The 12802-nt window shown below is 68.0% G+C and carries 14 protein-coding genes; 5 read left to right on the top strand and 9 right to left on the bottom strand.

Going from position 1 to position 12802, the window contains the following annotated elements:
- Positions 1 to 5: 5 nt before the first annotated feature.
- Both pyrE and DVK03_RS01960 read right to left on the bottom strand, forming a co-directional pair.
- Positions 6 to 536 (bottom strand): orotate phosphoribosyltransferase, encoded by a 531-nt coding sequence (gene pyrE, locus DVK03_RS01965; RefSeq protein WP_115802110.1) that lies wholly within the window; start codon positions 534 to 536, stop codon positions 6 to 8.
- 66 nt (positions 537 to 602) lie between these two features.
- Positions 603 to 1145 (bottom strand): CDP-2,3-bis-(O-geranylgeranyl)-sn-glycerol synthase, encoded by a 543-nt coding sequence (locus DVK03_RS01960; RefSeq protein WP_115802109.1) that lies wholly within the window; start codon positions 1143 to 1145, stop codon positions 603 to 605.
- Between the two features lie 126 nt (positions 1146 to 1271).
- On the opposite strand from DVK03_RS01960, the gene DVK03_RS01955 reads away from it, so the two are divergent.
- Together DVK03_RS01955 and DVK03_RS01950 are read left to right on the top strand one after the other, a co-directional pair.
- On the top strand, positions 1272 to 2111 hold the full coding sequence (locus tag DVK03_RS01955; protein WP_004065353.1) for a proline dehydrogenase family protein: 840 nt from the start codon (positions 1272 to 1274) through the stop codon (positions 2109 to 2111).
- Between the two features lie 88 nt (positions 2112 to 2199).
- On the top strand, positions 2200 to 2844 hold the full coding sequence (locus tag DVK03_RS01950) for a DUF502 domain-containing protein (protein WP_115802108.1): 645 nt from the start codon (positions 2200 to 2202) through the stop codon (positions 2842 to 2844).
- An 85-nt stretch (positions 2845 to 2929) separates the two neighbouring features.
- On the opposite strand, the gene DVK03_RS01945 is transcribed toward DVK03_RS01950, so the two are convergent.
- Positions 2930 to 3868 (bottom strand): branched-chain amino acid transaminase, encoded by a 939-nt coding sequence (locus tag DVK03_RS01945; protein ID WP_115802107.1) that lies wholly within the window; start codon positions 3866 to 3868, stop codon positions 2930 to 2932.
- An 89-nt stretch (positions 3869 to 3957) separates the two neighbouring features.
- Between DVK03_RS01945 and DVK03_RS01940 the strand changes: the two genes are divergently transcribed.
- Complete coding sequence (locus DVK03_RS01940; protein ID WP_115802106.1) at positions 3958 to 4848, top strand: NAD(P)-dependent oxidoreductase; 891 nt, start codon at positions 3958 to 3960, stop codon at positions 4846 to 4848.
- Positions 4849 to 4878: 30 nt separating this feature from the next.
- Here DVK03_RS01940 and ribB read toward each other — a convergent pair whose 3' ends face one another.
- The 3 genes from ribB to DVK03_RS19935 all read right to left on the bottom strand — a co-directional run bounded on the left by ribB (position 4879) and on the right by DVK03_RS19935 (position 6901).
- Entirely contained in the window at positions 4879 to 5568 is a 690-nt protein-coding gene (gene ribB, locus DVK03_RS01935; protein WP_042663446.1) for a 3,4-dihydroxy-2-butanone-4-phosphate synthase, read from the bottom strand.
- A complete protein-coding gene (locus DVK03_RS01930; RefSeq protein WP_004065371.1) occupies positions 5565 to 6305 on the bottom strand; it encodes a DUF120 domain-containing protein in 741 nt (246 codons plus the stop codon). The genes ribB and DVK03_RS01930 overlap by 4 nt, the downstream gene beginning before the upstream one ends.
- A 443-nt stretch (positions 6306 to 6748) precedes the next feature.
- Complete coding sequence (locus DVK03_RS19935) at positions 6749 to 6901, bottom strand: hypothetical protein (RefSeq protein WP_008577007.1); 153 nt, start codon at positions 6899 to 6901, stop codon at positions 6749 to 6751.
- Between the two features lie 212 nt (positions 6902 to 7113).
- Between DVK03_RS19935 and argS the strand changes: the two genes are divergently transcribed.
- Positions 7114 to 8877 carry an arginine--tRNA ligase gene (argS, locus tag DVK03_RS01925; RefSeq protein ID WP_115802105.1) on the top strand — a complete coding sequence of 588 codons (1764 nt, stop codon included), beginning with the start codon at positions 7114 to 7116 and terminating at the stop codon, positions 8875 to 8877.
- 45 nt (positions 8878 to 8922) lie between these two features.
- Here argS and DVK03_RS19930 read toward each other — a convergent pair whose 3' ends face one another.
- Together DVK03_RS19930 and minD are read right to left on the bottom strand one after the other, a co-directional pair.
- Positions 8923 to 9060, bottom strand: coding sequence for a hypothetical protein (locus DVK03_RS19930; protein WP_004065378.1), 138 nt, complete (start codon positions 9058 to 9060; stop codon positions 8923 to 8925).
- A 39-nt stretch (positions 9061 to 9099) separates the two neighbouring features.
- A complete protein-coding gene (minD, locus tag DVK03_RS01920) occupies positions 9100 to 10890 on the bottom strand; it encodes a cell division ATPase MinD (RefSeq protein ID WP_115802104.1) in 1791 nt (596 codons plus the stop codon).
- 156 nt (positions 10891 to 11046) lie between these two features.
- Here minD and prf1 point away from each other — a divergent pair, with 156 nt between their 5' ends.
- Positions 11047 to 12291: a peptide chain release factor aRF-1 gene (prf1, locus tag DVK03_RS01915; RefSeq protein ID WP_004044602.1), complete on the top strand. Its 1245-nt coding sequence runs from the start codon at positions 11047 to 11049 to the stop codon at positions 12289 to 12291.
- A gap of 57 nt (positions 12292 to 12348) precedes the next feature.
- Here the strand turns inward: prf1 and DVK03_RS01910 are convergent, their stop codons facing one another.
- Positions 12349 to 12732 carry a DUF6276 family protein gene (locus DVK03_RS01910; RefSeq protein WP_004044603.1) on the bottom strand — a complete coding sequence of 128 codons (384 nt, stop codon included), beginning with the start codon at positions 12730 to 12732 and terminating at the stop codon, positions 12349 to 12351.
- Positions 12733 to 12802 lie beyond the last annotated feature (70 nt).

Here is a 12802-nt window from a genome sequence, read left to right as displayed (position 1 = left end):
GTGTATTAGCCGTCGGCGTCGGCCAGCAGGTCCTCGGCGGTGAGAAGCGACTCCAGTGCGATGTCGTGGTCGGCCAGCAGGTCCGCCGCGCCCTCCTGTCGGTCCACGACGACGACGACGCGGTCGACGACCGCGCCGGCCTCGCGGAGCGCCTCCACGGCGTCGACGGCGCTCTGGCCGGTCGTCGCGATGTCTTCGAGGACGACGACTTCCTCGCCCTCGTCGAGCGCGCCCTCGATGCGCTTTGCCGTCCCGTACTCCTTTGCCTTCTTGCGGGCGATGACGTACGGCTTGTTCGTCTCGACCGCGGTGGCGGCCACGAGCGGGACCGCGCCGAGCGCGACGCCGGCCAGTTTGTCGTCGTCCGCGACGCGCTCTGCGAACGCTTCGGCGATGAGCTTCAGACACCGGGGGTCGGTCTCGAAGAGGTACTTGTCCACGTAGTAGCTCGACGTGCCGCCGTGGGAGAGCTCGAACTCGCCGAACTGGACCGCGTCGGCGGCTCGGAGCGCCTCGATGAGTGCTGCGTTCGCCATCTTGTTTCGAGAGGGTTCAGGGAGGCGCTTAAGCGGGACGGTTCGGGTGAGCGGTAACCGCGTGGATTACCACGGCTCGTTTTTCAGTCCCAGCAAGTACGCGCCGACGTTGGTGACGACGTGGAGCACGGGCGTCATCACGAGCACGACCGCGAGCACGGGCAGGGAGAACGTCGCCGCGAACCAGCCGGGCGCGGCGACGAACGCGAGGGCGAGCGCGCCGACGACGAAGTCGAGTTGGTCGAGGCCGGGGAAGGCGGCCCCGCGCTCGCGACCCGAGCGACGCTTGATGAACGACGCGCCGATGTCACCGAGCATCGCGCCGAGCGCGAGTCCGCACCCGGCGGCGAGCGGGAACGTCGGGAGCGAGACGCCGAGCGCGCCCGAGGCCGCGGGCGCGGCGGCGTTGAGGACGACGGCGAGGAGCGTCCCGGCCAGCGTCCCGGCGGCGGTGCCGCGCCACGTCTTGCCGTCCCCGAGGACGCGCCGACCGCCCCACGTTCGGCCGCCGTCGATGGGGCGGCCGCCGCCCGCGAGGACGGCGGCGTTGTTCGGCACGTACGCGGGCAGCATCGCCCAGAAGGCGGTGGCGACGAGAGAGACGACCATACCGACCCGTCGGCGGCGAGGACTGTAAGTTCCGACGGTTCGTCGCCGGGGGAGGCGACGGTGTCGTTCGATTTCGCGTCCGAATCGATGATAACCCTCAATAGCTGACGGTTGCAATCGTTTATTATGATTCCGCCCATCGCGAGCAGGTTCGTCGCGGGAGAGTCCGCGGCGGGAGCGCTCGACCACGCCCGACGGATGAACGACGACGGCGTGGCGGTCATCCTCAACCTCCTCGGGGAGCACTACGCCGAGCGCGCCCCCGCGGACGAGGACGCGGCGGCCTACGTCGACCTCGTCGAGGACATCGCCTCGACCGGCATCGACGCCTGCGTGTCGGTCAAGCCCTCGCAAATCGGCCTCGACGCGGGCGACCACGTGTTCGAGGAGAACTACCGGCGCATCGCCGAGGCGGCCGACGAACACGGCGTCTTCCTGTGGTGCGACATGGAGGACCACGAGACGACCGACGTGACCCTCGACGCCTTCGAGGAGCTCGCCCGCGAGTTCGACGGCGGGATGGGACTGTGCGTGCAGGCGAACCTCAAGCGCACGCCCGACGACCTCGAACGCCTCGCCGACGTGCCGGGGAAGATCCGCCTCGTCAAGGGCGCGTACGACGAACCGGCCGCGGTCGCCCACAAGCAGAAATCGGCGGTGAACGAGGCGTACAAGGAACTCCTCGCGTACCTGTTTCGGGAGTACGACGGCGGCATCGCCGTCGGGAGTCACGACCCCGAGATGATTGACTACGCCCGGGACCTCGGCGCGGAGTACGACCGCGACTACGAGGTGCAGATGCTCATGGGCGTGCGCGAGGACGCCCAGCGCGAACTCGCCGCCGACGGCGTCGAGGTGTGGCAGTACGCGCCCTACGGCGACAAGTGGGTCTCCTACTTCTACCGGCGGGTCCGCGAGCGCAAGGAAAACGCCCTGTTCGCACTCCGCGCCGTCGTCGGCGTCTGAGCGAGCGGCGACCGACGAAACGCGGCGCGTGTCTCTCGTCCCACACTAGAAATCCCCTTATGCCCGCGGGTTCACGTACCCCATATCAATGTCCTCGTGGAGACGCGATTTTGCCAGCGGTCTCGTGGTCCTCGTTCCGCTCATCGTCATCCTGTACATCCTCGCACTCTTCTACAACGCCATCGTCAGGATACCGTACGTCGCAACGCTCCTCGAATTCCCCGACCAGTACGCCTACCTCTCGGAGGTGTTCGGCTTCTTCGTCGCCATCGTCATCTTCCTGCTGTTGATTCTCTCGGTCGGCTACCTGATGCGGACGACGGTCGGTCGCCTGCTCGAATCCGGCCTCGACGCCGCCATGAACAAGGTCCCGCTCGTTCGCGTCGTCTACAACGCTTCTAAGCTCGCGGTCGAAACCGCGCTCACCGGCACCGAAGACCTCCAGAAGCCGGTCCGTCTCGAAACGTGGCCGGGCATCCGCATGACCGCGTTCAAGACGGGCAAGACGACCAAAGACGGCCGGGAAGTCATCTTCATGCCGACCGCGCCGAACATCACCACCGGGTTCGTGATGGAAGTCGACCCCGAGGATATCGAAGAAACCGGCGAGAAGGTCGAAGAGGCCCTCACGCGCGTCCTCTCGGCCGGATTCGCCGAGCAGGACCACGTCGACGAGTTCGATATCGAAGTGACCGAGGAGTCCGGCGACGGACAGGTCGCCGCCGACGAGTAAGGGAAGCGCCCCCACCGGCGGTCGTCGCTATCGGCTCGCGGCGGGACGGCAACAAAAAGACCGCTCGTGTTCCGGACGTCTCCGATTACTGCTCGTCGACGTAGGTGAACCACTCTTCGTGGTCGTCGGTGCGGCGCTCCACGAGGTCGAAGAAGGCGGACTGGAGTTCCTCCGTGACCGGGCCGCGGGTGCCCTCGCCGATGACGACGTTGTCGACCTTGCGGATGGGGGTCACTTCGGCGGCGCTGCCGGTGAAGAACAGCTCGTCGGCCGTGTTGAGTTCGCCGCGGCTGATGGTCGCGCTGTCGTCGACCTCGTAGCCGCGCTCGCGGGCGAGGGTGATGACGGTATCCCGGGTGATGCCGTCGAGGATGCTCTGGGAGAGACCGGGGGTGTAGAGCTTCCCGTCGCGGACCATGAAGATGTTCTCGCCGGGACCCTCGGCGACGTTGCCCTCCTTGTTCAGGACGATAGCTTCGACGTAGCCGTTGCGGCGGGCTTCCTCGCCCGCGAGCATGGAGTTCACGTACAGCCCGGTCGTCTTCGCGTTCGTCGGAATCTGGCTGGAGGCGTGCTTGCGCCACGACGAGACCATCACGTCGACGCCGTTTTCGAGCGCTTCCTCGCCGAGGTAGGTGCCCCACGGCCACGCCGCGATGGCGACATCGGTCGGGTTGTCCTTGGGGCTGACGCCGAGCGAGTCGTAGCCGTAGAAGGCGATGGGGCGGATGTAGCCGCCGTCGAGGTCGTTGCGCCGGATGACTTCCAGCGTCGCCTCGGTGAGTTCCTCGCGCGTGTAGGGAATCTCCATGTCGTAAGGCTTCGCGGACTGATAGAGCCGTTCGAGGTGCTCCTCCCAGCGGAAGATGGCCGGGCCGCGGTCGGTGTCGTAGGCGCGAACCCCCTCGAAGACGCCCGTCCCGTAGTGGAGACCGTGGGTGAGGACGTGCACCGTCGCGTCCTCCCAGTCCTTGTACTCTCCACTCTGCCAGATCGTCGAGACATCCATCTCGTCAAATCCCATGTAGTGGCCTTCGGCGGCCCCCTCTAAAATCATGACGACCCGACTACCACGCCCCCGGCGGTTTTGTCCGCGGGCCGCCATGACGAGGTATGAGCCTCGAATCCGTCGCCGTCACGGGCGGCACCGGGAACCTCGGGCCGACCGTCGTCGCCCACCTCCGCGCGAGCGGCTACACCGTCACGAACCTCTCGCGACACAGCGAGTCGTCGCTCGCGGACCACGACTACCGCGTGAGCGCGCTCGACCCGGGCGACCTCACCGCGGCGCTCAGCGACGTCGACGCCGACGCGGTCGTCCACCTCGGAACCATCTCGACGCCGACGAACGACCCCGGCCACCGCGTCTTCGAGAGCAACGTCCAATCGACCTACGTCGTCCTCGAAGTCGCCGCCGCGCTCGGCATCGACCGCGTGGTCGTCGCCTCCAGCATGAGCGCCATCGGCGGGAGCTTCGAACCCGACCCCGCCCGCATCGACTTCCTCCCGGTGGACGAGACCCACCGCGCGACGCCCTCGAACCCCTACGGCCTCGGGAAGTACGTCGCCGAGCAGACCGCCGCGGGGTTCGTCCGCCGCGACGACGCCCCGGAGACGGTCGCCAGCCTCCGATTTCCGTGGATGCCGAGCGAGGAGGAGGCGAGACAAACGTTCGCCGAGGCCGACCGCTCGCTGTCGGGACTTCGGGACGCCGGGCACTTCCACACCGCGCGCAACACGCTCTTTTCGTACCTCGGCAGAGAGGACGCCGCGCGGCTCGTCCGCCGGGCGCTCGAATCCGACTTCGCGGGCCACGAGGTGTTCTGGGCCGCGGCCGCCGACACCTCGACGACCGTCGAGTCAGCGACAGTCGCCCGGGAGGTCTACCCCGGCGCAGAGGTGAGAGCGCCGCTTTCGGGCCACGAGGCGCTCGTCTCGACCGAGAAGGCGAAGCGACTGCTCGGGTGGGAGCCGACGTGGTCGTGGCGCGACGGGCGCGCGTGAGAAGGTGAATCCGGGCGACCCCTCGGTCGCTCAGACGAGTTCGTCGATGAGGCCGTCGCCGTCGACGAAGGCGAAGCCGTGTCGGTCGGCGTAGTCGCGGGCGGCGTCCTTCGAGAGGGCCGCGCCGGTCTCGTCGTCGAGCATCTCGCAGACGACGACCGCCGGCGGGATACCCGCCTCGTCGGCCATCGCGAGGCCGAGTTCGGTGTGGCCCTGCCGGTCAGAAAGCAGGTTCGGCGCTCCGCGGAGCAGGTGGACGTGTCCGGGCGCGCGGAACTCGCCGCCGAAGTCGTCGGCGTCGTACTCGCCGGCGCGGGCGGCCTCGGCGACGGGCGCGAGTCGAGAGATGGTCATCGCGCGGTCGCGGTCGGTGATGCCCGTAAACGAGTCGCGGTGGTTCACCGTGAAGGAAAACGACGACCGCGAGTCGTACGCGAGGTCGTGAGACGACGCGGCCGGATGGTCGAGCACGTCGTCCATGAACGGGAGACCGAGAGACTCCGACACGTCGTTCGGAAGGGCGACGCAGACGAGGCCGCCGGCGTCGTTGCGCATCCGGGCCACGTCGGCGGAACCGACCGCGCCCGCGGGGTAGACGAGGTCGGTCTCGCCCTCGCGGTCGTCGAAGTCGTGGACGAGCACCGGCTCGCCGGCGCGGAAGGCGTCGAGGACGCGCGAGACGGCGTCGAAGTCGCCGGTCGACTCGGCGGTTCGGCTCATTCGTACTCCGCCTCCTCGACGCGGACCGTGACCGCGTCGCCGTCGTCGAGGTCGAGTTCGTCGCGGAGCTTGTCGGGCGCGATTATCTCCAGTTGCGACTCGTCGTGGTGGGTCCGCTCGGGGACGATGATGTGGACCGGCTCGTAGGAGTCGCCGCCGACCGCGACGGAGGCGGCGTAGCACGTCGCCGGGCCGAAGGTGCGCTCGTCGTCCTCCCAGCCGTCGATGGGAACCGCGTCGAGGGCGGTCATCCCGGCGCGGGCGCGGACCGCGTCGTCGTCGAGGCGGACGTTCAGCGTGCCGGGGAACGGCTCGTAGCCGAGTCGGTCTTTGAACTGCTTCATGTAGCCCGAAAGCGAGATGTAGTGGCGACCCTCGCCCATCCCGCCGGTGACTTCGCCCTCGAGGACGACCACGGAGGGCGTCTCGAAGATGCGTCGGTAGTCGGCGTACTCCTGTCTGAGCGCGGACTCGCCCGCGTCGGTGATGGTTATCCACTGGCCGTCGGAGACGACCTCGCGGTCGATGAAGTCGGCCTCTTCGAGGCGTTGAAGCCGGCGAGAGGCCGTCTGGTTCGACACGTCGAGTCGATTCGCGACGCCGGAACAGGAGAGCTTGACCGGGCCGGAGCGCCCGCCGTCGAGCGCGACGAGCTTGAGCGTGGCCAACTCGTCGTACCCGACCGCCGCGGCGACTGCCGATTCTGACATACTCCCGGCTTCGAACGCGCGCCCCATAAGCGTATCGTAAGTGGAATGCATTCCAAAAATGAGACAAGTGGCGGGGAGAGAACCGGCGGGGTGGAACCGCCGTAGATACGCGACAGTTCCAATCGGGAACGGGTAAGTCCGTCGGTCAGTCTACCGCGGTGAGAAGGGATGGGTCCGGCGAAGCGCGGCCGCACCGCGTGATTCGACGAGTGGGCGTCAGCCGTTGGAATCGGTGGGGCGCGGCTCACGGCCGGGGTGGCGGTCCGCGGCCGGGGGCGATGGACCGGGACCGAATCGGGGCACGTCGGGCCGAGTTGGGGCGACGTCGAACGGGTCCGAGGCGCGTGGAACGGTGGGGTACGACACGGGGCGCTGTGGGGAAGCGAGGGAGTGATACCGCGGGTGCGGTTCCGCGCGTCCGAATCCGTGAATTCGTCCGAATCCGTCGGGTCGACGACCGAACGGCGTCCTCAGAGCGACGACGCCCGCCGCTCGGAGCTGACCTGTGAGATACCCGCGTTCGCCGAGCAACTGGGACACGCGTAGACGTTGCCGTCCTCGTCACCGAAGACGCGGACGAAGTTGTTCGACACGAACGCATCGCAGTGGTTGCATTGACTCATGGGTGGGTGGTGAGAGCGGCGGGTCGCCGCCCCGTGGTTTGAACGTCGTCCCCGGGCGATATACCACTACTACCTTACTAGTAAGGTATCCGCGCGGGTTGCGCTAAGACCCCCCCGAAAACCGAGGGGAACGAACGTCCCCGGTCGGCGCGGGGCGCGGTCGCCCGGACGGTTCGGAAAGGCCTTTAGCCGCCTATCGAGAATCCGCGTACATGTTCAGACAGTTCCGTGAGGAGGTCGAGACGGCGCTCTCTGCGGCGCTTTCGTCGCTCGACCTGCCCACCGACGACCTCGGGGTCGAGGAGCCGCCGGAGGACGTACCCGCGACGCTCGCCTCCAGCGTCGCCTTCCGACTCGCCGGGGTCGTCGGCGCGCCGCCGCCGAAAATCGCCGCCGACATCGCCGAGGAACTCTCCGTCGAGGGCTACGACTACCTCGCCGCGGTCGACACGCAGGGGCCGTACGTCAACTTCCACGTTTCGGACGCCTACTACGACGACACCCTCGAATCCGCCGCGACCGACGAGGAGTACGGTCGCCTCCCCGCGACCGGCGACAGCGTCGTCGTCGAGCACACGAGCGCGAACCCGACCGGACCGGTCCACGTCGGCCGCACCCGCAACCCGGTCATCGGCGACGCCGTCGCCAACCTGCTCGACTTCGCCGGCAACGACGTCGACCGCCACTACTACGTGAACGACGCCGGCCGCCAGATGGCCGTCTTCACGTGGGCCTACGAGACGTTCGACGAGGACGACCTCGAAAGCGAACCCGCCCGCGAGCGCGTCGAGTACGACCTCGTCCGCTACTACCGCAAGGGCAACGCCTTCCTCGAAGAGGCCGACCCCGAGGAGGTCGAACGGGCCGAAGCCGAAATCACCGAAATCCTCCAGGGCATCGAGGAGGGCGACGAGGAGACGTACGCCCGCGTCGAGACCGTGGTCGACCAGGTGCTCGGCGGCATGCGCGAGTGCCTCGAACGCCTCCCCGCGGAGTTCGACGAGTTCGTCAAGGAGACGCGGTTCATGTTCGACGGGAGCACCCGCGACCTCGCGGAGCGCCTCAAGGAGACCGACCACGCCGTCTACGAGGAGGACGCGTGGCAGCTCGAACTCGACGATTACGGCTTCGAGAAGAACCTCGTGTTCCTCCGGTCGGACGACACCTCGCTGTACACGACGCGCGACCTCGCCCACCACGAGTGGAAGTTCGACAACTACGACCGCGCCGTGACCGTCCTCGGCGAGGACCACAAGCTCCAGTCCGGCCAGCTCCGCGCCGCGCTCGACATCCTCGGCAACGACGTGGACAAACTGGAGAACGTCATCTACTCGTGGGTCAACCTCCCCGGCGGCGAGACGATGTCCACCCGCAAGGGGACGGGCGTCATGCTCGACGACCTCCTCGACGAGGCCATCGACCGCGCCCGCGACGAGGTCGAGACCCGCCTCGAAGGCCGCACCCGCGACGACGACCTCGACGAGGCCGACATCGACCGCATCGCCCGGCAGGTCGGCATCGGCGCGGTCCGCTACGACATCGTTTCCAAACAGCCCACGAAGACCATCACCTTCGAGTGGGACCAGGCGCTCAACTTCGAGGCCCAGTCCGCGCCGTACATCCAGTACGTCCACGCGCGCTGTTGCGGCATCGCAGACGAGGCGGCCGCCGCCGGTCTCGACGCGAGCGAGGCCGACCCCGCCGTGCTGACGACCGACGCCGAGCGCGACCTGCTGGCGACCATCGCGCGGTTCCCCGCGGTCGTCGAAACCGCGGCCGACGACCTCGAACCCCACACCGTGGCGACGTTCGCCCGCGAACTCGCAGAGGTGTTCAACACCTTCTACCGCGAGTGTCCCGTGCTCGACGCCGACGAGGAGGTCGGCGCGGCCCGACTCGCGCTCGTCGAAGCCTCGCGGAACGCGGTGGCGAACGCGCTCGCTATCGTGGGCGTGGAAGCGCCCGAGTCGATGTGACCGCGGGCGAATCGGGTGTCTCGGTGACGGCGTTTTTCGAGCGGTTCAGAAGAAAAACGGGAGCGCGACGGCCCCGGAGATGAGCGACCCGCCGACCGAGAAGACGACGGCGGCTCCGCTGCCGAGCGCGAGAACGAGAAACAGGACTATCCACCAGAAGGGAACGGACTCGGATTCTGCCATAGAGGGCATTCCGCAGACGCGAGTAAAAGACCTTCCCGTTTAGCCGAGGAAGCGACTGAGGAACCCCTTTTTCTTCTCGTCGCGCTCGTCGTCGTCGAACGACTCGACCTCCTCGACGAGCGAGGTGGTGTAGACGCCCTCCTCGTCGTCGTCTTCGGGTGAGTCGTCGGCGTCCGGATCGGCCTCAGTGGCGTCCGATTCGGCCTCGGCCGCATCCGGTTCGGCCTCCGCGACGAGCGGTTCGTCCGCGCCGGGCGCGTCCGCCCCCTCGACCGACGCCGAGGACGACGAGCGCGACTCGTCTGCGACCGCGCCTTCCGCGAGCGGGTCCGCGTCCGCCGAGTCGGTGTCGGCGTCGACGTCCGACACGACTTCGTCGTCGGCCACGGCGACCGTCTCCTCGTCAGCAGCCGGCGTCCCGCGGGTGACCGCGTCGAGGTCAGCCGCCAGCGGGTCGGTGTCGGACTCCTCGTCGCCGACCGGGTCGGGGTCAGCGAGTACCGGGTCGTCGGATGCGTCGGCGGCCAACGGGTCGGCCGGCGCGTCGTCGCCGGGGTCGACCGCGGAGTCCACGGCGGGGTCTGCGGCGGACTCGGACGCGTCCGCGCCATCGGCAGGGTCGGGTTCCGCGGGGTCGTCCGGCTCCTCGACGGTGCTGGCGGAAAACGGAATCGACGCCGCGAGGTCGTCGTCGGTGTCCGAATCGACTGCTGGCTCCGGTTCGGTCTCGGCGTTCGGTTCCGCCTCCGGTTCGGTCTCGACAGTCGATTCTCCCTCGGGTTCGGCTTCGACGTTCGGTTCGGCCTCCGATTCGAGTTCGGGGTCCGCCGTGGCCCGGCCTTCGTCCGCGACTGCGGCGGCGTCGGGGTCGGCCACGGAGTCCGAACCCGAATCGAGGTCCGGGGTCGCCGCCGGACCGGCTCCGTCGTCGACCCCGCCACCGCTGTCCTCGACGAAGTCCGAGTCGGGGGCAGGTTCGGGGTCGGGCTCCGGGTCGGCGGCGTCCGCCGGTTCGTCCGTCTCGTCCGTCTCGTCCGTCTCGTCCGTCTCGTCCGCCTCGTCCGCCTCGTCCGCCTCGTCCGTCGCGTCCGCTTCGTCCGCCTCGTCGTCCAGACCCGGAACCGGGACCGGCGTTCCGGTGAGCGCCTCGGCGAGCGCGCGATACCCCGCGGTCGCGATGCTGTCGGGCGAGTGAACGACGACCGGGTCCCGCGTGCTGAGCGCTTCGCGGATGGCCGGGGACTCGGGGACGACAGCGATGACGCCGGTATCGAGGAGCGAAGCGACCACGTCGGCGTTCGGCTTCGACTGGTCGACGCGCGTGAGGACGACGCCGACCACGTCGGCACCGATGCGGTCTGCGAGCTGTCGGGTCTTTTCCGTGTCACCGAGCGCCTCGCGCTCCGTCGTGGAGACCAGGATGACCTCGTCGGCGAGCTTCAGCGGGACGAACGTGTCGTCGCTCAGCCCCGCACCGGTGTCGATGATGACGATGTCGTAGCTCGCTTCGAGCGTCGAGATGACCGGTTCGAGCTCCTTGGCGTTCGCCGTCGCGAACGCTTCGAGCGCGTTCGAGCCGGGGAGCACCGAGAGTCCCGCCGGTCCGTCGTAGACGGCGGTCTCGACCGCCGCCTCGCCCGTCAACACGTCGTGGAGCGTCGCCCCGTCGGGGTCGACGCCGAGCGCGCCGGCGAGGTTCGGCATCCCGAGGTCACCGTCGACGACGACGACGTCGTGACCGGCCATCGCGAGCGTCGTCCCGAGGTTGGCCGTGCTCGTCGTCTTTCCAACCCCGCCTTTCGCGCTGGCAACTGCGTACACCCGGGCCATAATTCCAACGTCGAAGTCCACCCGTGACAGCAACATAAATGTTCTCCGACCGCGCTCGTCTCCGCACGTCGGTTCGGACGGCCGCTCGTGCGTCGAGATACCGCGGCACGTGCCCAGTCAAAGGTTACTTAGCCGCTGGAGGGACTAGGTGGAGTGATGAGTAGCGACGCCGAGGAGGCGAGCGAGGACCGCCGAAAGTACGAATTCAAGAAGGTCATCGAGGACCTGCGAGAGTACGAAGGGTCGGGAACGCAGCTCGTCACCATCTACATCCCCGAAGACAAGCAGATTTCCGACGTGGTCGAACACGTCATCACGGAGCACAGCGAAGCGTCTAACATCAAATCGAAGCAGACGCGAACGAACGTCCAAGACGCCCTGACGAGCATCAAGGACCGACTCCGGTACTACGGGAACTTCCCGCCGGACAACGGCATCGTGATGTTCTCCGGCGCGGTCGACGCCGGCGGCGGCCAGACGACGATGGTCACCAAGGTACTCGAAAGCCCGCCGGAGCCGATTCAGTCGTTCCGGTACCACTGCGACTCGAACTTCCTCACCGGGCCGCTCGAAGACATGCTCATGGACAAGGGCCTGTTCGGCCTCATCGTCCTCGACCGCCGCGAGGCCAACGTCGGCTGGCTCAAGGGCAAGCGCGTCGAGCCGGTCAAGAGCGCCTCGTCGCTCGTCCCCGGCAAGCAGCGAAAGGGTGGTCAGTCCGCCCAGCGTTTCGCCCGCCTCCGCCTCGAAGCCATCGACAACTTCTATCAGGAGGTCGCCGGCATGGCCAACGACCTGTTCGTCCCCAAGCGCCACGACATGGACGGCATCCTCGTGGGCGGCCCCTCGCCGACGAAAGACGAGTTCCTCGACGGCGACTACCTCCACCACGAACTGCAGGACCTCGTCGTCGGGAAGTTCGACGTGGCCTACACCGACGAGTCCGGCCTCTACGACCTCGTCGACGCCGGGCAGGACGCGCTGGCCGACCAAGAGGTCATCAAGGACAAAAAGCAGATGGAGGAGTTCTTCGAGAAGCTCCACCGCGGCAACGAGTCCACCTACGGGTTCGAGGCGACCCGCAAGAACCTCGTGATGGGGTCGGTCGACCGCCTCCTCATCTCCGAGGACCTCCGAAAGGACATCGCCGTCTACGACTGTGGCGGCCAAGAGGAGTACGAGCTCGTCGACCACCGTCACGACACGCCCACCCACGAGTGCGACGACGGCTCGGAGGCCGAACTGAAAGACCGCGAGGACGTCATCGAGTGGCTCATGGACCTCGCGGACCAGCGCGGCACCGAGACGAAGTTCATCAGCACCGACTTCGAGAAAGGCGAACAGCTCTACGACGCGTTCGGTGGCATCGCCGGCATCCTCCGGTACTCCACCGGCGTCTAAGCGACCTCCTCCTCGGCGTCTTCACGCCACGCGTTCGACGGCACGGAGCGACGGCACTCAGAGAAACGCGTCCAACTGGCGCTGCCGGCGAGCGACGTCGAAGTGGGGGGCCGTCGCCGTCTGCTGGAGCCGGTCGAGCGTGAGGTGCACGTCGGTCCCGGATCGCTCGGCGAACTCGACGCAGTCGACGATACCGGCGCGGTTGAGCGCGAGCGAGTCGAGCATACCGACGAGGAGCGCGACCGCCGCGCCCGCGTCGCCGTCGGGAAGCGCGCCCGCGAGCGGCCGCGACGCACCGTCGCTCGGCGGTGCCTCGGTCGAGTGCAGTCGGAGACAGTCGGCGCACAACCCGACGGTCAGCGCCGCCTCGGGCGCGTGTGATTCGAGCGGTTCCGGCACCGCGAAGACGGCGAGGTCGCCGTCGCAGTCGGGACAAGACATGAGACGCTCTACGCGCCGATAGGATGAAAAACGGTCGGAGACCCGACCGAGAGAGGAGTCGAGAGAAGAC

Source organism: Haloferax sp. Atlit-109R, assembly GCF_003665865.1.
Classification (GTDB): domain Archaea; phylum Halobacteriota; class Halobacteria; order Halobacteriales; family Haloferacaceae; genus Haloferax; species Haloferax volcanii.
This window is presented reverse-complemented; position numbering and strand designations above follow the sequence as displayed.

Coding starts and splice junctions, on each gene's coding strand:
- DVK03_RS01960 (WP_115802109.1), bottom strand. CDS start 1,145: ATGGTCGTCTCTCTCGTCGCCACCGCCTTCTGGGCGATGCTGCCCGCG.
- DVK03_RS01940 (WP_115802106.1), top strand. CDS start 3,958: ATGAGCCTCGAATCCGTCGCCGTCACGGGCGGCACCGGGAACCTCGGG.
- DVK03_RS01955 (WP_004065353.1), top strand. CDS start 1,272: ATGATTCCGCCCATCGCGAGCAGGTTCGTCGCGGGAGAGTCCGCGGCG.
- DVK03_RS19930 (WP_004065378.1), bottom strand. CDS start 9,060: ATGGCAGAATCCGAGTCCGTTCCCTTCTGGTGGATAGTCCTGTTTCTC.
- DVK03_RS01910 (WP_004044603.1), bottom strand. CDS start 12,732: ATGTCTTGTCCCGACTGCGACGGCGACCTCGCCGTCTTCGCGGTGCCG.
- DVK03_RS01945 (WP_115802107.1), bottom strand. CDS start 3,868: ATGGGATTTGACGAGATGGATGTCTCGACGATCTGGCAGAGTGGAGAG.
- argS (WP_115802105.1), top strand. CDS start 7,114: ATGTTCAGACAGTTCCGTGAGGAGGTCGAGACGGCGCTCTCTGCGGCG.
- DVK03_RS01930 (WP_004065371.1), bottom strand. CDS start 6,305: ATGGGGCGCGCGTTCGAAGCCGGGAGTATGTCAGAATCGGCAGTCGCC.
- pyrE (WP_115802110.1), bottom strand. CDS start 536: ATGGCGAACGCAGCACTCATCGAGGCGCTCCGAGCCGCCGACGCGGTC.
- DVK03_RS19935 (WP_008577007.1), bottom strand. CDS start 6,901: ATGAGTCAATGCAACCACTGCGATGCGTTCGTGTCGAACAACTTCGTC.
- ribB (WP_042663446.1), bottom strand. CDS start 5,568: ATGAGCCGAACCGCCGAGTCGACCGGCGACTTCGACGCCGTCTCGCGC.
- minD (WP_115802104.1), bottom strand. CDS start 10,890: ATGGCCCGGGTGTACGCAGTTGCCAGCGCGAAAGGCGGGGTTGGAAAG.
- DVK03_RS01950 (WP_115802108.1), top strand. CDS start 2,200: ATGTCCTCGTGGAGACGCGATTTTGCCAGCGGTCTCGTGGTCCTCGTT.
- prf1 (WP_004044602.1), top strand. CDS start 11,047: ATGAGTAGCGACGCCGAGGAGGCGAGCGAGGACCGCCGAAAGTACGAA.